Annotated in this window: 21 protein-coding genes; 11 read left to right on the top strand and 10 right to left on the bottom strand. The window is 60.2% G+C overall.

Annotated features, from left to right (window positions below; all coding sequences use genetic code 11):
• The first annotated feature begins 7 nt into the window (after positions 1 to 7).
• From kduD to J2T09_RS01230, 6 genes are all read left to right on the top strand, one after another.
• Positions 8 to 760: a 2-dehydro-3-deoxy-D-gluconate 5-dehydrogenase KduD gene (kduD, locus tag J2T09_RS01255; RefSeq protein WP_306830213.1), complete on the top strand. Its 753-nt coding sequence runs from the start codon at positions 8 to 10 to the stop codon at positions 758 to 760.
• A gap of 224 nt (positions 761 to 984) precedes the next feature.
• Positions 985 to 1299 (top strand): transposase, encoded by a 315-nt coding sequence (locus J2T09_RS27550; protein ID WP_373458356.1) that lies wholly within the window; start codon positions 985 to 987, stop codon positions 1297 to 1299.
• Between the two features lie 286 nt (positions 1300 to 1585).
• A complete protein-coding gene (gene aztA, locus J2T09_RS01245) occupies positions 1586 to 2383 on the top strand; it encodes a zinc ABC transporter ATP-binding protein AztA (protein WP_306830772.1) in 798 nt (265 codons plus the stop codon).
• On the top strand, positions 2380 to 3255 hold the full coding sequence (aztB, locus tag J2T09_RS01240) for a zinc ABC transporter permease AztB (RefSeq protein ID WP_306830211.1): 876 nt from the start codon (positions 2380 to 2382) through the stop codon (positions 3253 to 3255). The genes aztA and aztB overlap by 4 nt, the downstream gene beginning before the upstream one ends.
• Before the next feature lie 26 nt (positions 3256 to 3281).
• Positions 3282 to 4220, top strand: a complete 939-nt coding sequence (aztC, locus tag J2T09_RS01235; RefSeq protein WP_306830209.1) for a zinc ABC transporter substrate-binding protein AztC — start codon at positions 3282 to 3284, stop codon at positions 4218 to 4220.
• A gap of 1206 nt (positions 4221 to 5426) precedes the next feature.
• On the top strand, positions 5427 to 6116 hold the full coding sequence (locus tag J2T09_RS01230; protein WP_373458355.1) for a ZinT family metal-binding protein: 690 nt from the start codon (positions 5427 to 5429) through the stop codon (positions 6114 to 6116).
• A 214-nt stretch (positions 6117 to 6330) separates the two neighbouring features.
• On the opposite strand, the gene J2T09_RS01225 is transcribed toward J2T09_RS01230, so the two are convergent.
• The 6 genes from J2T09_RS01225 to ubiT all read right to left on the bottom strand — a co-directional run bounded on the left by J2T09_RS01225 (position 6331) and on the right by ubiT (position 13483).
• Complete coding sequence (locus J2T09_RS01225; protein ID WP_306830207.1) at positions 6331 to 8955, bottom strand: TonB-dependent receptor; 2625 nt, start codon at positions 8953 to 8955, stop codon at positions 6331 to 6333.
• A 251-nt stretch (positions 8956 to 9206) separates the two neighbouring features.
• Complete coding sequence (locus J2T09_RS01220; RefSeq protein WP_306830205.1) at positions 9207 to 10166, bottom strand: FecR family protein; 960 nt, start codon at positions 10164 to 10166, stop codon at positions 9207 to 9209.
• 123 nt (positions 10167 to 10289) lie between these two features.
• A complete protein-coding gene (locus J2T09_RS01215) occupies positions 10290 to 10892 on the bottom strand; it encodes an RNA polymerase sigma factor (RefSeq protein ID WP_306830203.1) in 603 nt (200 codons plus the stop codon).
• A 179-nt stretch (positions 10893 to 11071) separates the two neighbouring features.
• Positions 11072 to 12001: a ubiquinone anaerobic biosynthesis protein UbiV gene (gene ubiV, locus J2T09_RS01210; protein ID WP_306830201.1), complete on the bottom strand. Its 930-nt coding sequence runs from the start codon at positions 11999 to 12001 to the stop codon at positions 11072 to 11074.
• 4 nt (positions 12002 to 12005) lie between these two features.
• Positions 12006 to 12983, bottom strand: coding sequence for a ubiquinone anaerobic biosynthesis protein UbiU (gene ubiU / locus J2T09_RS01205; RefSeq protein WP_306830198.1), 978 nt, complete (start codon positions 12981 to 12983; stop codon positions 12006 to 12008).
• On the bottom strand, positions 12974 to 13483 hold the full coding sequence (gene ubiT / locus J2T09_RS01200) for a ubiquinone anaerobic biosynthesis accessory factor UbiT (RefSeq protein WP_306830196.1): 510 nt from the start codon (positions 13481 to 13483) through the stop codon (positions 12974 to 12976). The genes ubiU and ubiT overlap by 10 nt, the downstream gene beginning before the upstream one ends.
• Before the next feature lie 110 nt (positions 13484 to 13593).
• Here ubiT and J2T09_RS01195 point away from each other — a divergent pair, with 110 nt between their 5' ends.
• A complete protein-coding gene (locus J2T09_RS01195) occupies positions 13594 to 15096 on the top strand; it encodes a UbiD family decarboxylase (RefSeq protein ID WP_306830194.1) in 1503 nt (500 codons plus the stop codon).
• Complete coding sequence (locus J2T09_RS01190) at positions 15096 to 15674, top strand: UbiX family flavin prenyltransferase (protein WP_306830192.1); 579 nt, start codon at positions 15096 to 15098, stop codon at positions 15672 to 15674. The genes J2T09_RS01195 and J2T09_RS01190 overlap by 1 nt, the downstream gene beginning before the upstream one ends.
• A 3-nt stretch (positions 15675 to 15677) precedes the next feature.
• Here the strand turns inward: J2T09_RS01190 and J2T09_RS01185 are convergent, their stop codons facing one another.
• Complete coding sequence (locus J2T09_RS01185) at positions 15678 to 16616, bottom strand: LysR substrate-binding domain-containing protein (RefSeq protein WP_306830190.1); 939 nt, start codon at positions 16614 to 16616, stop codon at positions 15678 to 15680.
• Between the two features lie 186 nt (positions 16617 to 16802).
• Between J2T09_RS01185 and J2T09_RS01180 the strand changes: the two genes are divergently transcribed.
• Genes J2T09_RS01180 through fhuB form a run of 3 tightly spaced genes read left to right on the top strand, consistent with a single transcriptional unit; the run spans position 16803 to position 21821 of the window.
• Entirely contained in the window at positions 16803 to 18956 is a 2154-nt protein-coding gene (locus J2T09_RS01180) for a TonB-dependent siderophore receptor (protein ID WP_306830188.1), read from the top strand.
• Positions 18957 to 18984: 28 nt separating this feature from the next.
• Positions 18985 to 19863, top strand: a complete 879-nt coding sequence (locus tag J2T09_RS01175; protein WP_306830187.1) for an iron-siderophore ABC transporter substrate-binding protein — start codon at positions 18985 to 18987, stop codon at positions 19861 to 19863.
• Positions 19860 to 21821: a Fe(3+)-hydroxamate ABC transporter permease FhuB gene (gene fhuB, locus J2T09_RS01170; protein ID WP_306830185.1), complete on the top strand. Its 1962-nt coding sequence runs from the start codon at positions 19860 to 19862 to the stop codon at positions 21819 to 21821. Before J2T09_RS01175 ends, fhuB begins: the two co-directional genes overlap by 4 nt.
• Before the next feature lie 5 nt (positions 21822 to 21826).
• On the opposite strand, the gene J2T09_RS01165 is transcribed toward fhuB, so the two are convergent.
• Genes J2T09_RS01165 through J2T09_RS01155 form a run of 3 tightly spaced genes read right to left on the bottom strand, consistent with a single transcriptional unit; the run spans position 21827 to position 24777 of the window.
• Entirely contained in the window at positions 21827 to 22768 is a 942-nt protein-coding gene (locus J2T09_RS01165) for an ABC transporter substrate-binding protein (protein WP_306830183.1), read from the bottom strand.
• A gap of 12 nt (positions 22769 to 22780) precedes the next feature.
• The gene (locus tag J2T09_RS01160) at positions 22781 to 23815 is read right to left on the bottom strand and encodes a FecCD family ABC transporter permease (protein WP_306830181.1); all 1035 of its coding nucleotides are present in this window, start codon (positions 23813 to 23815) and stop codon (positions 22781 to 22783) included.
• Positions 23815 to 24777, bottom strand: a complete 963-nt coding sequence (locus tag J2T09_RS01155; RefSeq protein WP_306830179.1) for a FecCD family ABC transporter permease — start codon at positions 24775 to 24777, stop codon at positions 23815 to 23817. The genes J2T09_RS01160 and J2T09_RS01155 overlap by 1 nt, the downstream gene beginning before the upstream one ends.
• Positions 24778 to 24795: the final 18 nt, after the last annotated feature.

Genomic DNA, 24795 nt, shown 5'->3' with positions numbered 1-24795 from the left:
ATAATCGATGACCTTGTTCGATCTTTCCGGCCAGGTGGCCGTTGTTACCGGCGCAAACACCGGCATCGGCCAGGCGATCGCGATTGCGCTCGCCGAAGCCGGGGCCTCCATCGTGGCCGTCGGCCGCTCGTCAATGGATGAAACCGAGGCGGCGGTCAAAAAAGCCGGCACCGGTTTTCATGTCATCAAGGCGGATCTCGGTTCGATCGAACCCGTCAAGGGCATCGTGTCGGAGACGATCTCCACCTTCGGAAAGCTCGACATCCTGGTCAACAATGCCGGCATCATCCGCAGGGCCGATGCCGTTGATTTCACCGAGGAAGATTGGGACGCCGTCATCGACGTCAACCTGAAGACGGCGTTCTTCCTGTCACAGGCGGCCGGCCGCCACATGCTGGAACGCGGCAGCGGCAAGATCATCAACATCGCGTCGCTCCTGTCCTTCCAGGGCGGTATCCGAATCCCGTCCTATACCGCCTCCAAAAGCGGTCTGGCGGGGCTGACAAAACTGCTGGCCTGCGAATGGGCGGGCAAGGGCGTCAATGTCAACGCCATCGCGCCGGGCTATTTTTCGACCAACAACACGACAGCGCTACGGGAAGACCCGGATCGCAACGAGGCCATTCTGGCGCGTATCCCGGCCGGTCGCTGGGGCACGCCGTCAGAGCTTGGCGGTGCTGCGGTATTCCTGGCATCCAAGGCTTCGGATTACGTGCATGGCACGGTTCTGCCGGTCGATGGTGGCTGGCTGGCGCGCTGACTTTTCGGGCCTGGACCTTTTTGAAAGGGCCGGTCACCTAAGCGCTCAGGCGGTGGGTCAATGTCAGGCACTCACCGTCGTCATCCTTTTCCGTGCCTGCTGCTTTTCGCATGCCACCCGAACAGTTGGCCGGGAGGCCGAGGCGTGTCGATCGCGCAGGATAAGGACGGGCTCCATCACTATAGTATCTTGCACCGCTGCATGAATTGCAGCGACAGTAAGCCATTCTCGGCTCGGCGCCTGCTGTCTGTCCCGCTACCGTCGGAGTGCTGATCGCCTGTCTGCCCGAACTCGGTCAGCGTAATCGCCGGGCTATCAGCGCCTTGGCTGGCCTGACACCTCTCCCACGCGATAGCGGCAAAATTGCTGGTCAGGTGCGCTCCACAGTCAAAGCCAGCGAGCAGCGATCTGACGCAGCCACGCAAATCATGGGCGAGGCAGTGTCGTATATCGGGAACGGCATCACAGGCATATCGAAGGTTTTTATTTTGCGGTGCGGCCAACTCGCTCGGTTTCCCCGGGCGTTTGGTGATGCATGACGGAGAGGCCGTGCAGATTTCGATGCGCATCGCTCTGGCGATTGCGACGCAAGGGGGTGGCTTGCCTCCTTCTTGGAGCGCGCGAATGGTGTGGTAACCCCGCCTCCCCCTTATACTAAAAGAGTTTGAAGCCCGCGCCGCGAAGCGATCTGTCGAGCCGTCCATCTTTTCTGGTGCCGACGCGATATTTCGGGTTGCCTCCCCGAAATCTCCTCGATAGATGATATAACATTACATGAATGGGCGGATACGCCTGTTGCCCGATTTGACGAAAGATGTTTCTTCCGTGGTCCAAGCCTGCCTCAATTTCACCGACCTGACACTGGGATACGACCGGCATCCGGCCGTGCATCATCTCAATGGAAAGGTGGCGAAGGGTAGCCTCCTGGCTGTCGTCGGCGGCAATGGCTCGGGCAAATCTACGCTCATGAAAGGTATCGCAGGATTGCTGAAGCCCATGGGCGGCACCTGCTCCATCGCGGCCGGAACCCGTCTTGCCTACCTTCCCCAGCAGTCGGAACTGGATCGCACTTTTCCTGCCCGTGTCATCGATCTGGTGTCGCTGGGGCTGTGGCCGCGTCGCGGTCTGCTTGGACGGCATCGGGCAGAGGATCGCGAGGCGGTTTCACGGGCGCTCGTCGCCGTGGGGCTCGAGGGCTTCGAGAAGCGCGCGATCGATACGCTGTCGGGCGGTCAGATGCAGCGTGCCTTGTTTGCTCGGGTCCTGGTGCAGGATGCCGATCTGATCCTTCTCGACGAACCCTTCAACGCCGTTGACGAACAGACAATCCTGGACCTGATCGGGCTTGTCACGATCTGGCATGGTGAGGAGCGTACGGTCCTGGTCGTCGTCCACGATCTCGATTTGGTCCGGGCGTATTTTCCGGAAACGCTTCTCCTTGCACGCCACCCGGTTGCTTGGGGCCCGTCACGCCAGACGCTTTCACAGGAGAACCTGCTGGGTGCGCGGCACTACCGCGAGGCGTGGAATGAGAATGCGCCCTGGTGTGCGGCTGAGGCATCTGTCCACGGAAGCCACGGCCACTCACACCATCAAGACAGGGTGAAGGCAGGCGCGCGATGACGATGGTTTACGACGCACTCATCCTCCCATTCATCGAATTCGCATTCATGCAGCGAGCGCTTGCGGGCGCCATCATGCTGTCGCTCAGCGCGTGCCCTGTAGGTGTGTTCCTGACCCTTCGGCGCATGAGCCTGACCGGTGACGCGATGGCGCACGCGATTCTTCCGGGCGCTGCCGCAGGTTTTCTCTTCTACGGACTTGAGATCGTGCCGATGACGATAGGCGGCCTGATCGTCGGTATCCTCGTTGCGCTTGGAGCCGGCGCGGTGGCGCGATTGACCGTGCAGAAGGAAGACGCGTCCATGGCCGCCTTCTATCTCATATCACTTTCCCTGGGTGTGCTCATGGTTTCGCTGCGCGGATCAAGCGTCGATCTGATGCATGTCCTGTTCGGTACCGTCCTTGCCCTCAACAATGACGCATTGATCCTGATTGCCCTTGTCTCCTTGTTGACGCTCGGAATGCTCGGCATCTTCTGGCGCGCACTCGTCGCGGAATGCATGGATCCGCTGTTCCTGCGCTCGGTATCTCGGCTCGGCTCACCGGTTCACTTCATCTTCCTTGGCCTTGTCGTAACCAATCTTGTCGCAGGTTTTCAGGCGCTGGGTACGCTGCTTGCTGTCGGGCTGATGATCCTGCCGGCCGCCGCCGCGCGGTTCTGGACGCAGCAGGTGGCTGTGATGTGCTTCCTCGCCATTGCGATCGGGCTGGTGTCATCTGTCGGCGGCCTGCTGCTTTCATATCATGTCTCTCTGCCTTCAGGCCCATCCATCATGTTGTCTGCTGGTGTCTTCTATCTCGTCTCGGTCGTGGCAAGTCCTCGCGGACTGCTGCTGTCTCGACTGCCGCGGGCCGTCCACAGGGCGGCATGAAACTCAAACTGATCTTGGAACTGAAAATGAAGAAACTTTCGCGATTATTTGCCAGCCTGACGTTCATGGCTCTCGGATCGACGACATTGCCTGCCCATGCGCAGGACGGAAAGCTTTCGGTCGTCGCCAGCTTCTCGATCATCGGCGACTTCGCCAAGATTGTCGGTGGCGATCGTGTCGAGTTGAGGACGCTGGTCGGTCCCGATAGCGACGCCCACGTCTATGAGCCGCGTCCCGCCGACGCACTCGCGCTGGCCCGCGCCGACGTGATCCTCGTCAACGGGTTGATGTTCGAAGGGTTCATGGACCGCCTGATCCAGGCGAGCGAGGCCAAGGCTCCGGTGACCGTTTTAACGGACGGGGCCGAAGTGCTGAACGATCCCAAGGGCGGCCATTATCATTACGTGGACGGGAAGGCGATCTTCCACGCTACGCCGAATGATCCCCATGCCTGGCAATCGATCGGGAACGCAAAAATCTACGTGCAGAACGTAGCCAAGGCCTTCTGCGCGGCCGATGCGGACGGATGCTCTGCCTATGAGAAGAACGCCGCTTCCTACAATGAGAAGCTGACGGCGCTCCACAACGAGATCAAGACAGCGGTTGATGCCATTCCGCAGGATCGGCGCGTCGCGGTCGTCGCTCATAACGCCTACCGTTATTTCGAGAAGGATTACGGTGTCACCTTCCTTGCACCGCAGGGCGTCTCCACGGAATCGGAGGCCTCGGCAGCCGATGTTGCCTCGATCATTCGCGAAATCCGCGAGAAACGCGCTGCGGCAGTGTTTGCCGAGAATATTTCCGATGCGCGTCTTGTTGAACAGATTGCCTCCGAAGCCGGTCTCAAACTTGGCGGCAAGCTCTATTCGGACGCCCTGTCGCCTCCGGATGGCCCGGCGGCAAGTTACATCGAGATGATGGAATACAACGTCAAGACTATCGTCGCCGCGATCAGCGGGGCCTGAAACCGGCGGTGCCGATCACCGCTGCTGCATTAAAATGTTATGATATATCATTAATAGGAGAGAAACGTGGAAAACGTGAGAAACCTGATTCTGGGAGTGTCCGCCATCGCACTTTCGGTGGGAATTGTCGGTCATGAGGCTTTTGCACACGACGATGAGGAAGACGTTACGCTGTATCGCGTCTTCGTGGGCGACCATGATGCTGCAAAGATCACTGCGTTCGACCTCAGCAAGCCTGAGAACCGCTGGACCTTCGAGACCAAGGGTCAGAACAAGCTCTATAGCGTCAACGAAGGTGCTGCCATCGTGTCGGTCCAGTCCGACGACGATGCCGTCAACTTCATCAACAGCGGCATCTCGCTGCATGCCCATGGCGATCATGCCGATATCGAGATCTCCGATCCCAAGGCCGTGGAAAAGCAGCTGACCGGACCGCGCCCGTTCCATGTTATCGATCATGACGGCAAGATCGTCATCAACTTCGACAAGGGCGGATACAACGACATCGTCGATGCGCATGAGCTCTCGCATGGCGAGATCGAATCTACCCGCCTCAAGCAGGCTCGCGCCCACCACGGCTTTGCTGCTCCGGTCGGTAACGGCTGGGTGACGACCGTGGCATCGGATGCTCCGGTTGAGGGTGACGCTGCTCCGACACGCGTGGGTCTTCGTGCCGTCAAGGCAGACGGGACGCCGGCCGGCGATGTGGCGACGTGCACGGGAATCCATGGCGAAGCATTCTCCGGTGCTTATCTGGCAGCAGGCTGCAAGGAAGGCATTCTCACTGTGACCGCGAGCGCGGATGGTCCGGTCACCAAGCTGCTGCCTTACCCGGCGGAATTGCCAAGCGGGCAGACGACCGGCACCCTGCTTGGTGCAAAAAGCATGCAGGTCTTCATGGGCAACTACGGCGCAAAGGGTCTCGTGATCGTTGATCCCGTCGATGCGCCGAACTTCCAGTATATCGAACTGCCGTTCCGTCGTGTCGATTTCACGCTCGATCCAGCAAACGCGCGCTTCGGTTATGTTCTGACTGAAGACGGCTCGCTCAACCAGATCGATGTTCTCGACGGCAAAATCTCCAAAAGCGCGAAGGTCACCGAGCCCTATTCCATGGACGGCCACTGGAACGATCCGCGCCCGCGTATCGCGATGGCCGGAGACGAGATCGTCATGAGCGATCCGAATGCAGGTTTGGTTCGCCGCATCTCCAAGACGGACCTCAAGGAAGTCGGCACGATCAAGGTCGAGGGCAAGCCTTACAACATCGCTGTTGCCGGCGGCAGCGGCAAGGTCCACGAACATGGCGAAGGCCATGACCATGACCATGACGGCCACGATCACGCCCACAGCCACGGCGACCCCAAGATCTACGCAGGCTACTTCGAGGACGAGCAGGTGAAGGATCGCCCGTTGTCGGACTATGCCGGCGACTGGCAGTCCGTTTATCCTTTCCTGAAGGACGGCACTCTCGATCCGGTATGGAAGCACAAGGCTGAGAAGGGTACCGCGAGCGTCGAGGATATCCGCAAGGAATACGAGGTTGGCTACAAGACCGACGTCGATCGCATCACCATCGACGGTGATGTCGTGACCTTCTACAAGGATGGCAAGCCTTCCAAGGCAAGTTACGCCTATGACGGCAAGGAAATCCTGACCTACAAGAAGGGCAATCGCGGTGTGCGGTTCATCTTCAAGAAAGCCGAGGGTGATGCGTCGGCTCCGCAGTTCATCCAGTTCAGCGATCACGGTATCGCGCCGAACAAGGCCGATCATTATCACCTCTATTGGGGCAATGACCGTGCGGCACTCCTCAACGAAGTGACCAATTGGCCGACCTATTATCCGTCGTCGATGAATGCAAAGCAGATCGTCAGCGAGATGAAAGCGCACTAAAACTCGAATGCAGATGCGTCCGGCCCACGGGCCGGGCGCAATGCCGCGGATTTTCTACAATGTGACGCCACGGCCGACGTCGTCCAGTCCGGGAGGCTCCATCACTGGCTCGGTTCTGCGGAGAAACCGACGTGAAGCAGGCAGATGGACAGGCCCCGTCCCTTGAACCGGGGCCGGGGATAGGCCGGAGTTGCAGATCAGTGGAAAACCGACCTCAGAATTTGGCCGTCATGTTAAGGCGAAAAGTACGCCCGGGAGATGGCATGAGGCCGAGTGTCAGCGCATCCATGTAATAGACATCCGTAACGTTATCGACGGCAACGTCGATGTTCACACTGTCGTTCACCTTGTAGCTCGCGAACAGGTCGAGCAAGGTATACTTCTCCCAGTTGACGACGGTGGTGAAACCGCCGGTCTCAGCGGTCGTCATGCTTCCACGACTGCCGACATAGGTAACACGTCCACCGGCCTCCAGCGCATCGTCCAGCATGCGTACGCCGGCTGTCAGCGTTGCGCTCTTGCGCGGTGGCAGATGCATCTGGGCGTATCCGTTCGGGATGCCTGACGGAAGGCAGGTCAATCCCGCTCTCTGCTCCGTGCAGAATTCGGTTTTGTCGTAGATCGTCCCACCCAGATCGAAATAACCCCAGCCGACATCGTAGCCGACCGACGCCTCGAATCCGCGAAACAATGCCCGGTCGATATTGCGCACCGACACGTTGGGATAGTTCGTGCGCGACAGGTAATCCTTGACGTCATTGTTGAAATAGGACGCCTTGAACCGCAACTTGTCGCCGGGAAGCATCAGGTCTTCCTGAAGAAGATTGATCCCGATTTCCTTGTTGCGGGAGCGTTCCGGTCGCACGCCGACCAGCGGATTGGTGCCGAACGAAAAGCCGGTGGTTGATTCAAAAAGGCTGGGAGAGCGGATCGCCTCGGCATATCTCGTGTAAAACTGCACGCCATCCCATGGCTCGATCGTGGCGCTGATCATGGGCGCCCAGCCGTCGTTCATCTCCTCGTTGTGCAGGGTCGAACCGTAATTGGAGTTGTTGTCGTAGGACTGTGTCCATGTGTAACGCAGGGCGCCGTCGAACTTCAGCCAGTCGAACGGTTTCCATTCTGCCGCCGTGAATGCGCTGGCTTCCTTGCGCCAGCCATCGCGTGAAGCCAGAAGATCATTGGAATCGATGTTGACCCGGCCCGGTGGCGGCTCGATCGTCTCGTAGACGAAGGACCCGCCGACCGAGAAGCCGAAGTCTCCCCAGCCCGTGTACAATTCGGATGTGTTGACGATATCGGCGCCATACCGCTTGGCAATGTCCCAATAGGCCTGGGGTATGTCCATCGTCACACCATTGCCGAAGCTGAATGCGTAAGGCGTGAGGATGTGGGTGTCCGTATCCGTCATCCAGATATTGGCCTTGAGGTCTATCCAGTCATTCTCATCCGGATTCCACTTGTATCCGGCGCGGTACGTATCGACGGACACTTCGCTAAGCGGGGCCTGTGTCGCTCCATCGAAGCGCAGGATGACCGAGGGCATCATCTCGCCGAACATGCTTTGGTAACGCATGTAGCTGAGATCGAAAATGTGACCACCATCGAGTTCCAGCTTCGCCTTCAAAAGATATGAGGTATTGTCCTGCGAGGTATTCAGCACTTCTTCCCCAGCGCGATACCGATTGAGACCATTGAGAGAGAACACGGTGTAATCGGTGATCTGTTCGGGCCTGCCGGGTCGGCCAGGGCGAATAATCCTGTCGGATGTCTGCGTCAGCACCGGTGTGCGTCCGCGTGTACCGGCATAATAATTGCCGTTCTTGCGTTTTGCATAGGCTGCCACAACCTCGAGCATGTCGTTGCGGGCTGCAAACGCTACGCTGCCGGATCCGGACTTCGGTGCAAGAAAAGCAGGGCGATCCATACCCTTGGCACTGCCGGATAACAGGTTCTCGGGTATGGGCTCAATCGTGCAGGCCCAATTGCAGCCGCTTATGAAGCGCGATTTCGACATCGGCGCATAGCCGCCCGGAGTGCCGACCGCAGGCGGCGAGGACATATTGCCCATCATGCCGCCTCTCACCCGGATGCCCCAGTTCTTGTCGTCCGTGATGATGTCGCCGGCGTTGATCGTTTCCATGCGAACCAAGCCGCCGGTTGCTCCGACACCGTAAACGCTCGCGGATGGTCCCTTTTCGATGACCGCCCCGCCGATCATGTCCGGATCGACATAGTTGCGGGATGCAACGCCGGAATAACCACGGTAGACGGTGTTCTGCTGTACCGTGCCATCGATGACAACAGGCACACGACCAAAACCCTGCATGCCGCGGACGTTCACATCGACGGCGCCGCTATTGCGGTTGTCTCCCGTCAGAACGCCTGGCGTACCCTTGATGAAATCGCCGGCAGACGAACCGCGAAACCGCTGCACCTTCTGTTCATCCAGAAATGCACTGCTGCCGGGTGTCCGATAAGTTGCGTCCTCGTCCGCCAGGCCGCCGAGCGTGTCAGTTCTGCTTTTATGACGTCCGGTTGTGACCGTGATTGTGTCGAGCAAGGTCGAGCCGTCTGCAGCAACCCCATCATTGGGGGCTGCAGGCTTTGTAATGGTTACGGTATTGGAATCGGTAAACCGGTAGTCCAGCCCGGTTCCATCAAGCAGTCTTTCCAGAGCCTGGTGCGCCGTCAACTGTCCTGAAATACCATTCGTCTTTTTGTCGCGAACAAGATCTGCCGGATACAGGATCTGCAATCCTGCGCTATCACCAAATCTGGTTATTGCCGTGCCCAGAGCGCCGCCCGGGATTTTATGCACGATGGCGCGTTGTCCCATGTCTTGAGAATAAGCCGCGGGGATGGCAACGGTTGTCCAAAGTATCAGCCCGAGGCTACCCAGACCCGACTTGAACCGATTACGCTTTTGCGACCTGTTTTTCATTGCCCCGTCAAACTCCTGCTTGCCCATCGCGACCATGCTTTTCGGTCACTCCTGACAAAGACGGATTTCGATGAGGAACAACTCACCCATAAAGTTGAAAAAATTGATCATGATTTGTTTGCTGGATACCCGCCTTGATCGCGGGATCACGCGGGGTGTAGCAAAATCAGGTAGGGCGTCAGTGCCAATGCTTTCACCGGCAGGGTTTGTGTGATGGCTTCCAGCACGCGGTCTGGCCGGGTCACGTCGAATATGCCGCTGACACGAAGAGTTTGCAGGTCGCTATCCACCACTTTGATGATACCCCGGCGATAGCGGTTCAGGTCGCTGACCACCTGACCCAGAGGAACATCTTCGAAGATCAGCTTTCCGCGCTGCCATGCGATTTCCGTTTCGCTGTCGACAGTCGTCACGGCTCCCAGACCAGCGTGGTCGTAGCTGATTTTTTCTCCGGCATCGAGGATGGCTGAACTGGCGCCGGGATACGATACCGATACTCGGCTTTCCACAACGGCCACAGTGATCGTGTCGGCGCTGCTGTGAACCACGAACTCGGTACCGAGTGCGGTCGCCCGACCATTCCTCGCGATGACCGAAAACGGTCTGCCCGCGTCTTTGGCGACCTTGAAAAAGGCGCGCCCTTTCCGAAGGTGCAGATTGCGCGCCGTGCTGGAAAAATCCACGGCAATAGCGGTGTCGGCATCCATGTCGATGATGGAGCCATCGTCGAGTGTAATGCTCCTGCGTTCGGCAACCGATGTCGTGTAATCACTGGTGAGTACATCCGGCAATCCGTGAACGGCTACAAGACCTGCAGCGAGCGCAGCTGCGGCCCCGCCTGCCAGAAACGACCTGCGCCCAACGGCACCGGCGCGCCTCTGTTGCCGGACGACGGATAATCGCTTCCTCGGATCGGCAATGTCGTCCATCTCGGTCCACATCGCAGAAAGCTTCAGATATTGCCGTGCATTCTCGTGACAGGCCGACATCCAGGCCTCGTGAGCGCGATAATCTTCTGCGCTGACATCGTCCGATTGCAGCCGCGCAAACCATGCAGCCGCCTCTTCTCTTGACGCCCTGTGGCCGGTTTCGTTCGGTTGTGCCATGACGGTTACCATCTCTTGGGATGTTTCGGGCACGCAATTCTGCCGTCCGTTGAGAAAACGCTCTGTGTTAAGACGTTTCCGGGCGTCATCTGCCTCACCCTCATCGACGATTTTTTCATAGTGCTAATCCAGCAGCCCATCCAGGCGATCGCGGCAACGGACCAGGGCCTTCATCATCAGCTTCTCTACAGCACTTTTGCTAATTCCAAGCTGTATCGCGATATCGCCGTAACTCATCCCGTCGAACTTATGCATGAGAAATACCTGACGTTGCCGATCAGGCAGTTCGCGGACGGCTTTCTCCAGTATCAACATACGCTGACGATAGTCCGCTTCATGTTCCGGAGAAGGGCGATCTTCCGCCACATCGGGCATGACGTCGCCGGATATGTAACGTTCTCGTGCCGCGGCGCCCCGAACACGATCTTTCGCCAGATTATCCGCGAGGCGATAGAGATAGGACCGGGGATTGCCGATCACCGCATCAGCGGGAATTTTCTGGAGTTTCAGGTAGGTATCCTGAAGAATGTCATCGACATCGGAACCGCGTCCGAACCGGCGTGTCAGATGCCTGGCGAGATCACTGTAGCCGGTCAGAAGTATATGCAGGATAATTTTTCTGTTGCTGTCCGTCATGCCGGCTGCGTCATGTGTCCCGAAGCCTTCAACCTCAGATGGGATCGTCATTCTGGAGGCGGCAACAAAAGCCGGAATGACCACAAACACGATACCAATGCAATATATATGATTGCATTAGTCATGTTTTTTGACGCCGACGAACCGGCTGACCGAGCCATCGTCCGCTCGTGCAGGGCGCTCCTTCCTCGGTGAGCCGATCATGTTTCGGGTGACAGGCAAACACAGTCGCAAACGCACCGGGCCTGTCATGCAGGCGCCTTCTTGGGTCAGGACGCCTGCAAATTCCGCGCCCGCGCCACCCATGCCGCACCCTCACGGGCGTGGTGAAAGCCATTCGAGAGTGGCGCTGCCGGATAGATTTTTTGCAAATCCGCAATCGCCTCATCCGCGCCCATCTCTCCATCCAGCACGGCGCGATACAGTTTTGCCACTTCCACCATGTCGCAATCCTGTGGCGAAAGCCGGAAGGAGTGGATGCCGGCGGCAACCAGATCATCGAGTTCGCCGAGCAGAGATTGGCAGGCATGTGACACCGTCTGCACACCGTTCAGCGTCAGAAACGATTGGCGGTCCAGCGTCTTTACCGGTAGCCCGTCCGGCTCCTCGCCACAGACGAACTGGCAATTGTCCTTGATACGGCCCTTGGAGCGGGCATGCGCGCAGCGCGCCGAGATGGCCAGCGGCATACGGCCAAAGGCAAAAACCTCGAAATCGATCTCGGGACAGTGTGCGACAATCTCCTTCACTGACGAAAAGGGCAGTTCCGGCGGCAGGCAGATCGTCTTGGCACCACGGTTCGCCAGCAGCCGCGCGGTCGGCGCGTTATAGACGTTGATCAACGGGCTGATCGTATGCGGTTTGTGCTTCAGCACGGCCAGCGCCGAGAGGTCGTTGGCCTCAAGCATATGGTCGCTCGCCTCCGCCATCTCACGGACCTGCTTGCTTTCACGCGCCAAGGTCACCAACGAGAGGGTGGAAAACACCACTTCCTTGCCGGCCTCTTCCAGCCGTTCCACCACCTCGGCCAGATGCGGCTCGATGAAATGCTGGCGTTTGGAACAGACCGTCTCGCCGATCAGCACGCGGTCGACCGGAGCCTCATCGGCCATACGGAAATGGAAATCGCGCCATTTGGCGGCGTCCCACAGGTAATAGACCGGGCCAAGGGTCAGGCTCGGGCATTTCGTCTCCGTCATCGTTTTATCTCCAGCGTTTTTCGTAGGCGCCGGACGTGGTTTTTTGTCCCTCGCTCATACTGTGCAGCCGTGCAAGCAACGCACCGCGCCTTTCCGGCGGACTGTTCACCGCCGCCTTCATCACCTTCACCACTTCGGCGACATAGGCCTTGCCGCGCTGGCGTCCCTCGATCTTGAGTGCGCTGACACCGGCGGCTTTCAGCGCTTCCAATTCGCCCATCACATCCAGCGAAACCGGGTCCTCGAAGGCATAACCCTTGGCATCGGCGATATCGAACCGGCCTTTGCACAGCGTCGGGTAACCAGCTGCCTCGCCTTCGGGGAAACGGTTGATGGTGAATTCGCCGAGTTCCGACACCAGATCGCGGCCATGCTTGCGGTAGTGCACATGGCTTGCCGGCGAACAGACGCCGTTCATGTTGGGCGATTTGCCGGTGGCATAAGAGGAGAGCGAACAGCGCCCTTCCGCCATCACGCAGAGCCCGCCGAACACAAACACTTCCATCTCGCAGCGGATGGATTTGCCGATACGGGCAATGTCGGCAATCGTCAGCGTGCGCGGCAGAACCACGCGTTTCGCATTAAACGTGTCGACGAGAAAATTGATGGCATCCGGGTTGGAAGCCGACGCCTGTACCGAGACATGCAGCCGCTGGTCGGGATATTTTTCGGCCACATGTGCCATCAGGCCGAAATCGGCAAGGATCAGCGCATCCGCCCCGCAGGCAATGGCATCGGCCGCGCCCCGGTACCAGATTTCCTCTGCACCTGCGCGCATAAAGGTGTTGAGGGCGACGAAGGTCTCGCAACCCTTCGTTTTGGCGTAGGCAATGGCTTCCTTCAGTTCCTCACGGGAAAAATTGAGGCCGGGAAAATTGCGGGCATTGGTTTCGTCGCGAAAACCGCAATAAACGGCATCGGCGCCGGCATCCACGGCTTCGTGGAAGGCAGCCGGCGTGCCGGCGGGACAGATCAGTTCCATGATGCGGCTTCTCCCCGAAGAGCGCGGTTGCGGATTTCGCCGATCACCCGGCCAGCCATCGGAGCAAACGGGCCGGCAAGCCGGGCGAGATCTTTTGACAGGTCGATATTGCTGGCATCGAGCGCATTGCGCATTGCAAGCATCGCCTCCATGTCGCCGGTTACCGAAAGGTCACGCGAGAAGAACAGCGCATCGGCGTCGCAACGTCCCTCCATCAGCGCCAGCAACATGAACAGTGGCGCCTCGGTCACCGCATCGGCGGTGACATCGCTGGTCTTGCGCGAGACGGAAATGGTTTCGCTGGCGGGTTCCACGACGAAGGAAAGCGGCACATCGGTCGGCAGGAAGGCGAAACGTTTTGTCCTGTGTTCGCCCAGCCTCTCGAAAAGCCCGGGATGGGCGGTGCCGATGCGTCTGAACATCAAGCGGCAGATGCGCTCGATGACGACAAGCGGCACGGCGTTGAGAGGGCGGGTGAGAAGGGGAGGGATGAGTTGCATTTGCGTCGGACGTCTCCGGATCATTTCGCGCAAAAGCTAACGACCGCGGCGCAACATGGTTTTGAGCTAGAACAAAGACGGGGCCAAAATCCCCCGCCAAAGATAAGGGGATGTTTCAAAATCCCGCGCCACCCCGCTACCGCGACCTGCAACATTTCGCCTCGGAACTGGAACGTCGCGGTCTGTTGAAACGCATTTCCGCACCGGTCAGCCTTGTGCATGAGGTGACCGAAATTCACCGCCGCGTGCTGCATGCCGGCGGCCCGGCTCTGTGGTTTGAAAAGCCGGTGGATGCGGACGGAAACGTTGCTGCGATCCCGCTGCTTGCCAACCTCTTTGGCACACGCGAGAGGATCGAACTCGGTTTCGGGCTTGAACCGGGAAAGATCGGCGACCTTGCAAAACTGATGGGCGATCTGCGCGAACCGCGCCCGCCGACATCGCTGAAGGATGCATTGGGAAAACTGCCGCTTTTGCAATCGGCGCTGTCGCTTGGCGTGCGGCAGGTCGGTTCCGCGCCTTGTCAGGACGTGGTGCTGCGTGGTGACGATATCGATCTGGACAAGCTGCCGATCCAGTGGTGCTGGCCGGGCGAGCCGGCACCTCTCGTCACATGGCCGCTGATCGTCACGCGCAGTCATGATGATCCGTCGGACGTCAATCTCGGCGTTTATCGCATGCAGAAACTCGGGAAAAACCAGTTGATCATGCGCTGGCTGGCCCATCGCGGCGGAGCCAAACATCACCGCGAATGGCAGCGTCAGGGCAAGGATACGCCGGTTGCGGTTGTCATCGGCTCGGACCCACAAACCATTCTGTCCGCCGTCATGCCGTTGCCGGAAGGCATGAGCGAACTCGGTTTTGCCGGGGTGCTGCGCCGTCGCCGTTCGCGCGTGGTGAAAGCCGTCAGCCAGCCGCTTTTCATTCCCGCCAATGCGGAAATCGTCATTGAGGGTACGGTGTCGGCAACGGAAGTGGCGGATGAAGGGCCTTATGGCGATCACACCGGTTATTACAATTCCGTCGATCGTTTTCCGGTGATGACCGTCACCGCGATCACCATGCGGCAACAGCCGGTCTATCTGTCCACCTATACCGGCCGTCCGCCGGATGAACCTTCGGTGCTCGGCGAGGCGATGAACGAGCTGTTCGTGCCGCTGGTCAAAAAGCAGTTTCCCGAGATCGTTGACCTGTTCCTGCCGCCGGAGGCCTGTTCCTATCGTGCCATCGTGGTGTCGATCGACAAACGTTACGCCGGACAGGCGCGGCGTATCATGCTCGGCCTGTGGTCCATGCTGCCGCAGTTTTCCTATACCAAGCTCATCATCGCGGTTGATCCCGATATCAATGTCCGCAGCTGGCCGGATGTGATGTGGGCGCTTGCCACCCGTTTCGATGCCTCGCGCGATATGGTGGTCTTGGCCGACACGCCGATCGATTATCTCGATTTCGCCTCGCCGAAACCCGGTCTCGGCGGCAAGCTGGGACTGGATGCCACCAACAAGATCGGTCCTGAAACAGATCGTGAATGGGGCAAGGTGCTCGCCATGGCGCCGGAGGTCGAAGAGCGCGTCTCTGCCATGTGGAGCGAACTCGGGCTGGACATGTCATGATGAGTGACCCGAAAAAACGCGTGGTTCTTGGTGTTTCCGGCGCATCCGGTGCCGCGATCGCACTGAGGATCGGCAAACTTCTGACGGACGTGCCGGACGTTGAACTGCATCTCGTCGTCTCGCAAGCGGCAACCCGCACGCTCGAACATGAAGTGGGCCCGGATGCGCTGGTGCGTCTCATCGATCTCTGCCATCACCATCACGCAATCGAAGATATCGGCGCCTCCATCGCCAGTGGCTCGTTTCGCACCGTGGGGATGATCGTCGCGCCCTGCTCCATGCGTACGCTGGCCGGCATCGCTTCCGGTTTGGCGGACAATCTCCTCATCCGTGCCGCCGATGTGCAGCTGAAGGAGCGCCGTCCGCTCATTCTTCTGACCCGCGAAACGCCGCTGCATCTCGGTCATCTGCGCAACATGGTGTCGGTCACAGAAATGGGGGCGACCGTCATGCCGCCGGTGCCGGCCTTCTATCACCGGCCTGAAACTATTGCCGATATCATCGAGCACATTGCCCGGCGCGCCATCGATCTGCTGCGCCTCGAAGCATTGCCGCTGGCAAAGGAATGGCAGGGCTGAGCCTCACCCTTCAAGTGTTGCCTGTGCATATTTTGCCCGCTGGTGGGCAATGAAGGCGCGCACGGCGACCGAACCTTCCGTCTTGCGATAGGCGACCGCCAGATCCGAGGTAACACGGTTGTTCAAAAGCCGCAGATAACGAACACCCGGCAATCGCAGGCAGGAAAGCGATTGCGGCCCGACAGCGGCACCCAGACCCACCGCCACCATGCTGGCGATGGTGGTGAAGTCACGGCCGGTGGCGCTGATGGCAGGCTCGAAGCCGGCGGCACGGCAGGCTTCAAGCGTGTTGGAATGCCAGCCGACATCGGCCGGTTGCCTCGGTGTGATGAAGCTTTCGGCGGAAAGCGCGGCAAGATGGACCTCCTCGACCGAGGCGAGAGGATGGTTTGCCGGCAAGGCGACCACAAGCGGTTCACGCAGCACCGTCATCGTTGCCACGCCGGCAGGCACCGAAACGGGCGGGCGGATATAGCCGAAATCCAGCTCTCCTTCGGCAATCTTGTTCAATTGCATGCGCATTTCCATCTCGACCAGTTGCAGTTCGATATCCGGATAAGTCTGGCGGAAGGACGAAAGCGATTGCGTCAGTACGCCGGAATAGGCGACGGAGGCGACGTAACCGATGGAAATCTTGCCCGTCTGGCCACGACCGACGCGGCGTAGCTGTGAAAGCGCTGCATCGGTCTGCGCCACGATCTTGCGTGCCTCGTCGAACAGGATCTGGCCGGGCGGTGTCAGGTGTACAGAGCGTTTCGACCTGTCCAGCAGCGGCAGGCCCACCAGTGTTTCGAGATTGCGGATCTGCTGGCTCAACCCCGGCTGGGCAATGCCGAGCCTTGCCGCTGCCCGTTCGAAATTCCTCTCCTCCACCAGCGCTATGAAATAACGCAGATGCCGGAGTTCGAACTGGGTTGCGCGGGGCGTTTTTGGTGCTGCCATGGGCGAGGTCTCGAACGAATAAGCGTAACTTATATGACGAGAGAACTTCATAAGAGATAGTTCTGAAAAATACATCCTCCGATTATTGGATCGATGCGCGCCCGCGCTATAAAGATGACAAAATAAGTCCAGATTGATGGTTCGAGTCGCCCGAGGCGCATGCGGACAATGTTGCGGGGGCGCATAATGATTTTTTCGAAAACTCACACGATGCTTGCCGCATCCGTCGCTTTTGCCGGTTGCCTGAGCGCCGGTGCCGCATCTGCGCAGGATGCCACGAGCGCCACCACCCTGGCGCCCATCGTCGTGACGGGCAATGCCGATGAAAACCCGAAAGGCGCGGTCAAGGGTTATGTCGCCAAGACAAGTGCCTCCGCTTCCAAGACGGGCGCGTCTCTGATCGAAACCCAGCAGTCGGTTTCGGTAATCACACGCGATCAGATCGAGGCGCAGAATGCCCAGACCCTGGGTGAGGTGCTGGATTATTCGCCGGGTGTCGTCGGTCAGCCCTATGGTTCCGATCCCCGTTTCGATTCGCCGAGCATTCGCGGTTTCGATGGTCGCCAGTCGCAGTTCCTGAACGGCTTGCGGATGATGCGCACGTTCGGTGCCGCGTCCTACGAGATCTATGGTCTGGAGCGCGTCGAAGTGCTGCGCGGTCCGGCCTCGGTCATGTACGGGCAGGGCAATCCCGGAGGCCTGACCAACATGATCAGCAAACGCCCCACCTTCGAAAACTTTGGCGAAGTCGGTGTACAGGTCGGCAGCCATGAACATTACGGCACGTTCTTCGATGTCGGTGGCCCGGTCGCAGGTAGCGATACCTTCGCCTATCGCCTGACCGGCATGGGCCGCAAGGCCGGCGAGCAGACCGACTTCCTCGACAACGACCGCTATTTCATCGCGCCGGCGCTGACCTGGAAGCCGGATGAGGATACGTCGCTGACCATCCTCACCAGCCTGCAGCATGACAATCCGAGCACGCCTTCAGGCCTGCCGGCCGTGCTGACGATGAATGCGACAAGTTACAAGCTGCCGCGCGATTTTTATGTGGGCGACAAGGGTTTTGACCGCTCCAGCCGCACGCTTGCCAATATCGGCTACGAGTTCGAGCATCGCTTCGACGAGACCTGGACATTCCGCCAGAATTTCCGCTACTCGCATTTCGATTGGGAATATCAGGCCGTCAGTCAGGCCCGTATCGACCGCGCTGATGCAGGCATGATCGATCCCCGGACGCTGCGTCGTTCTGCGCTCGATCAGGACGAGATGCTGAATACCTACAATATGGATAATCAGCTTCAGGCGGAATTCGCCACGGGTGGATTGGAACACACCATGCTGTTCGGCCTCGATGCGCGTTATTTCGAGAACAATACCCGCTCCGTCTTTCTGCCCGCGCCGGGTCTGGACATCTTCGATCCCGATTATCACCAGGTGATCGGTGGCACGCCGACGTCGTCCAATCATGTCCTTTCCGATCTCACCCAGATCGGTCTCTACGTTCAGGATGAGATCGCCTATGAAAATTGGCACGCCACGCTTGGCCTGCGCCATGACTGGGCGCGCACGGACAGCCACGCGGTCAACAAGGATGGTGTCGTCACCGCTTATGACCAGCGCGACAGCAAGCTGACCGGTCGTGCGGGCCTGAGCTATCTCTTCGACAACGGCATCTCGCCCTATATCAGCTATGCCACGTCGTTCGAGCCGATCGGCCCTATCAACAGGGGCACCTCGGGTGGCGTGGTGGTGACCGCGCCGGGTGCACCGACCACGGGCGAACAGGTCGAACTCGGCGTCAAATATCAGCCGGAAGGATTTGACGGCTTCTTCAGCGCCGCCGTTTATGACCTCAAGCAGCAGAATATCGTCAGGACGGTATCTCCCGGCGTTCAGGAGCAGATCGGCGAAATCCGCGTCCGAGGTCTGGAGCTGGAAGGTGTCGCAAGCCTCACCGAGGGCCTCGATCTGCGCGCCGCCTATACCCACATGGATGCCGAGGTGACGGATACCGGCCTGCGCCCGGAAACCGTGCCGCAGAACACCGCCAGCCTGTGGCTCAAATATACGTTCCAGCCGGACACAGCGCTTGAAGGTCTCGGCATCGGCGGTGGCATGCGGTATGTCGGCAGCCGTTACGGCAATGCGGCCAACACGCTGAAGATGGATGCCAATATCCTGTTCGATGCGGCGCTGACCTATCAAAAGAACGGTTACAAGGCCTCGCTCAACATCCAGAACATTGCCGATGAGGAATACCTTTCCAATTGCGGCACCTTCGGTTGCTATTACGGCGAAGGCAGATCGGTTATGGGGAAGCTCAGCTTCACCTGGTAACGATTTGATGGCATGCCGATCTGATATGATGTCTTTCAGCCGCCGCGGTGTCCTTCTGGGCAGCGCGGCCTTGGCTCTTGCCGGACGCGCGAATGCGGCAGCCCCTCCGCAGCGCATCGCCGCCATCGATTGGGCCATGCTGGAAACCGCAGTGGCGCTTGGCGTGATGCCCGTGGCTGCCACCGAGCTGATCCAGTTCCACAAGGACGCGGTCGAACCGGCCATCCCTGACAACGTTATCGATCTGGGCTTGCGCGGCTCGGTCAATCTAGAGCTTCTCCATCTCGTCAAGCCGGACCTGATCCTCATCTCGCCCTTCTACACACGCCATGAGGCGACGCTGTCCGCCATCGCGCCGACCCTGTCGCTGCCTTTTTACGTCAAGGGTGAGCCGCCGTTCGAAAAGGCACTGGGCGCCGTGCGTGCGCTTGGCGAAAGACTGGGCCGCAGCCAGGAGGCGGCGCATGTCGAGACGGATATTCGCGCGGCCCTCGAAACCATGCGGCAGTCGCTGGCCCGTTTTACCGACCGCCCGACCTATCTCGTCAATATCGGCGACTCCCGGCATGTGCGTATTTTCGGCTCCGACAGCATGTTCGGTGATATCCTTGTCCGCCTTGGTTTCAGAAATGCGTGGCCGGATCGTTCGCGCTTCACCTTCGCAGCCCCGGTGCCGATCGAAAATCTCGCCGTGGAAAGGGATGCGCGGATCGTTATCGTCTCCGATATCCCGGTCGAAGCACGCAGTCGCCTGCGATCCAGCATGATCTGGAATGCACTGGAGCCCGTGAGCCAAGGGCGCGTGCTGCAACTACCCAATATCGCGCCTTATGGCGGCGTCACGGCCGGAATGCGGTTTGCGCGCCTTTTCGCTGAAGCGCTTCAGAGTGAAGGTGCCGGCCGATGAAACGTCTTGCGTGGATTTTTCCGGTCGTTGTGACCGTGGTCGCGGCCGCGCTTTTTCTGCATGAGGCATCCCTGCGGCTTCCGATCGGCATGTGGGGCAATGCGCTTGCGTCGCCGACATCGATGGATGAGCTCATCCTCGTTTACGGCACCTTTCCGCGCGCTGCCGTGGCATTGGTGGCCGGTGCCGCGCTCGGCCTCTCCGGTGCGCTTTTGCAGCAGCTGTTGCGCAACCCGATCGCCGATCCCTCCACGCTCGGCATTTCCGCCGGTGCGCAGCTGGCCATCGTTGTCGCCACGCTGTTCTTTCCGGAATTTCTGGATGGCAATCGCACCTTCGTGGCGCTGTTCGGCGCGGGTGCCGCTGCGGCGATCGTTTTCACACTTGCCGCCCGGCGCGCCTTCGAGCCTGTCACCATGGTCGTTTCCGGTCTTCTGGTGGGCGTCACCGCCGCGGCATTTTCCGCCGCGCTGACGCTGGCACAGGGCGAATACCTGATGTCGCTCGTCACCTGGAATGGCGGTTCGCTGAGCCAGCAAGACTGGTCGGTGTTTCAGTCACTCTCGGTCGAATTCGCCATTGCCGCCATCCTGTCCGCCCTGCTGCTGCGCCCGCTTCTGCTGCTGGGCCTCGGAGATGCCGGAGCGCGTGCACTCGGTGTCAATCTCGTCGGCATCCGCTTCGCCGTTGCCGCCGTCGCCACGGCGCTTGCCGGCTTTGTCGCGGCCGGTGTCGGCCTTGTCAGTTTTGTCGGTCTGGCCGCCCCGGCGCTGGTGCGCGGCATGGGTATCCGCCGACCGGCCATGGTCGTCGCCATGTCACCCGTTGCCGGCGCCTTGCTGTTGTTTCTGTGCGATGGCCTCGTGCAACTGATCGCCTCCAGTGCCGGCGAAACCTTTCCGACCGGCGCCGTCACGGCCCTGATCGGCGGGCCGTTGCTTTTGTGGCTGCTGCCGCGCGTGCGCACCACGGACCTGCACGAAAAGCCGGCGCTGATGGTGAGGCCGCTCCCGTTCAGACGCGGCCTGCCGTTGTTTCTGCTGGCCGGCATGGCCATCATCATTCTGGCACTTGCCGTTGCCCGCAATGGTGAGAACTGGATCATGCTGGACTTGAACCAGATTGCCGATCTTGCGCCGCTGCGCTGGCCGCGCCTGTTGGCGGCTTCGGCGGCAGGTGGCCTGCTGGCGCTCACCGGTGCCATCCTGCAGCGCATGACCGGCAATGCCATGGCGAGCCCCGAAGTGATCGGCGTCAGCGGTGGTGCGGGTCTCGGTTTTGCAGCCGCGCTTACCTTCTGGCCCTTGGGCGGAGCGCTCACGCAGCTTGCCGGTGCCGGCGCCGGTGCCCTCGTCGTCATGGCGCTGGTGCTCGCCTTTGCCAGCCGTCGCCACCTGCCGGCCGACAAATTGCTTCTCGCCGGTATCGCCATCGGTTCGCTCAGCTCTTCGGTTCTCGCCGCGCTGATGGCAATCGGCGATCAGCGTTCCTGGCAGATCCTCGCCTGGCTTGGTGGCTCCGCGTCCACGGCGACGGCGGGAACCGCCATGCTTCTGGCCGCCATCGCGGTGGTCGGTCTGATGGTTTCGCTCTTTTTCACCCGCTGGCTCGCGGTCCTGCCTCTGGGAGCGCCGGTTGCGCGTTCGCTTGGCGTGTCGGTGCCGGTCAGCCGCATCGTGCTCCTGCTGATCTGCGGCATCGCCACGGGTGCCGCCTCGCTTCTGGTCGGTCCCTTGAGCTTCGTCGGCCTGATCGCGCCGCATATCGCCTTGCGCGCCGGTTTCGTGCGATCAGGCGATCACATGACGGCATCCTTCCTGCTCGGTGCCGTCGTCATGGCCTTTGCCGATTTCGGCGCGCGCACGGCAACCTTCCCTTACGAGCTGCCGCTCGGCCTGTTTGCCGCGCTCGTTGGCGCGCCATACCTGATCTGGCTGGTGGCGCGCGGCGAGCGATAAAGAGCTCAGTCGATCAAGACTTCAAGCCTGTCGAGAAAGATATCGGCGCCGCGAAAGCTCGGCGGATAAATCTCATACCGCGAAAAGCTGAGAATGCGCTTTGCCTCATGGGCACGCAAAAAGGCCTCGTAACCGGGCGCGATACGCGTAAGGGCGGGAAAAATGCTCTCCGGGCTTTCGCCGCTTTCCGGCAGATAGGAGGTTACGATCAGGTCGGCATCGATCTCGCCGATCAGTTCCGCGCCGATCGTCATCCGGCTCTGGCCTTCCGGTACGCTTTGCGCAAGGGCGGTGCGGCTCATGCCCAGATCGTCGAGCACGGTTGTCTGCACGCCATATTCCTTCAGCATGGTCAGCGTGCCGTCGCGTTCATTGGCCAGAATGGCGGAATAACTGCCGTCGATCAGCGTCTTCGGCAGTTTTTGGCGCGCTTCGGTTATCCGTTTGTCATAAGCGGCCTTCAGCGCATCGAAACGCGCCTGCCTGCCGATCCAGCCCGCATATTGCCGATAGAGATCGAACGGTTTGTCACCGTTTTCGGCATCGAACATCAGCGTCGGGGCGATGGTGGAAAGCTGTTCGCGCAGGGCGCTGTAATCACCGATATTGGCGACGATGAGATCAGGCTTGAGGCTGCGGATACGCTCCAGATCCGGCTTGCCGTGAATGGCGGCAAGCGCAATCTGGTCGAAATTCAATCCGAACAGCTCGCGGCCACCGCGAATGAACGTGGTTCCATCCGGCGCCAGCCGGCCGGCGCTGGCAATCAGTGGCGCATCGAGTTCCCTTGTCATCACCGTCAGGGTCCAGTCATGCAGCGAGAGGATCCGTTGCGGCGCGTCCGGTACCTCGACCACGTTGCCGCCGTGATCGGTCACATTGCGGGCGGCCGCCGGTGATACGAAGGCGAGGGTTGCGGCAAGAACAAGTTGCGAGATCAGGCGCATTGCAAAAAAATCCTAACGGCTGGAGCGGGAGAGACGCGCGGCAATCAGAAAGGCGAGCACGCCGGCGATCGAAACGAGAATGCCGGCCGGTACGATGACAGGCAGAAACAGCGTGCGCCCGACCGTGTCGGCAATCTGCAGGATCAGTGCGCCGCAAAGCATGGCAACGGGCATGACCGCCACCGGTCGCTCGCCGACCAGAGCGCGGGCGATATGTCCGGCAATCAGGCCGAGAAAGGAGATCGGTCCGACGGCGGCGACGATCGGCGCCACGAGTGCTGCGGCCATCAGCGTCAGCAGCAGGGAAAGGCGACGCGGCGAAGCACCGATGCCGGCCGCCTGTTCGTGCCCCAGAAGCAGGGGCATCATCTGGCCGGAGGCAATCAGCGACAGCGGCAAAAGCACGGCAGCCCAGAGTGCCACCATGCCGGCATTGCCGGCCGAGACGGATGTCAGCGACCCGTGTGACCATGCCAGCCAGCGGGCAAATTGCAGAATGCCGCCGCGCACCATGATGATCTCGATCGCGGCACCGAGCACGATGCCGACCGCAAGCCCGACCAGAATGAGACCGGTGGAGGAGGAAAGCCGCCAGGCAAGCGTCATGACGATGAGGGCCGTGGCAAAACCACCGGCCAGGCTTGCCCAGGCAAGCCATGCCGGGGGAAGGCCGAACACCGCCGCACCGATCACCACCGCCGCCATGCCGCCCTGCGAAATTCCGAGCAGGCCGGGATCGGCCAGCCCGTTGCGCGACACGACCTGCAGAAGATAACCCGAGGTGGCGATCATCGCCCCTGCCAGAATGGCAACGGTGACACGTGGCCAGCGCAAAAGCATGATGGCGGATGTTTCCGCATCGGCATCCTGCCACGGCATCAGCCAGCGGATGACGTCATCCATCGAAAGGGCGGTGGAACCGAGTTGCAGGGCATGCAGCGTGCTGATGCACAGCAGTATCGACAAGGCCGCCAGCACCAAGGCCGGCCTGAGGTCGATCGGGAGATGGATGGCAGAGCCGAGCCGGAGCGTAAACTGCCGTCGCATCAGGCGGCCCTCCGTCGCAGTGTCGCAACGACGATCACGAGAAAGGCGATGCCGCCGCACAGCGCCATCACAGTGCCGACCTGGAGCAGTTGCGGTGCCAGCAATGTGCGTGCGGCAATATCTGCTGCGATCACGATCACCGCGCCGCAGAGCGTGCAGAACCCAAGCGCCGGGCGGCCGGTCTCGCCGATCAGCAGCCGGGTGATGTGCGGGGCCACAAGCCCGACGAAACCGATCGGCCCGACCACGCAGACGGCCGAAATCGCAAGCGGGATCGCCAGTGCCAGCGTACCCGCGCGCACCAACCGGGGATCGGCTCCCAGTGTTGCCGCCTGTTCGGTGCCCAGCGTCAGAAGATCGATCTGTCGGCAGAGCACAAGGGCAAACCCGATCCCGGTCACGCCAACCGGCCAGAGCCATGCCAGCGGCAGGTAATCGAAATTGCCGATATCGCCGACCAGCCAGCCCATCAGATTGCCGAAACGGTCCGGATCAAGCGAGATGACAAACGTCGTGGCGGAGGAAAACAGCGTTGCGGTCATCGCGCCGCCGAGGATGAGAGACAGCGGATCGCGCCTGCCCCGGCTGACGAGACCGGCCGCGAGAAAGGCGACGGCGACGGCCGCAAAGCCGCCGATGAGTGCCGGCCAGAACAGGGCGGCACCGTTCAGACCGAACAGATAGATGCCGAAAATCACGAAGGCGACGGCACCGCTATTGATGCCGAGTGTGGAGGGCGACACGAGGTCGTTGCGCAGGATTTTCTGCAGCAGGAGCCCGGAAACCGCCAGCACGGCCCCCACATATCCGGCAACCACAAGCCGCGTCAGCCGCTGTTTGATCACCACCACATGCTGGTAATTGCGCGGATCATGATCAAACAGCGCATCGAAAACCAGCGCGGGAGCGCTGAACCGCGCGCCGGCTGTCAGATGCAGGCCGCACAGCAGAAAAAATGCCATTGTCACCAGCACAAGGCC

This window comes from Neorhizobium huautlense (genome assembly GCF_030811685.1).
GTDB lineage: Bacteria > Pseudomonadota > Alphaproteobacteria > Rhizobiales > Rhizobiaceae > Neorhizobium > Neorhizobium huautlense_A.
The sequence above is the reverse complement of the archived record's forward strand: the minus strand, read 5'-3'. Positions and strand labels throughout refer to the sequence as shown.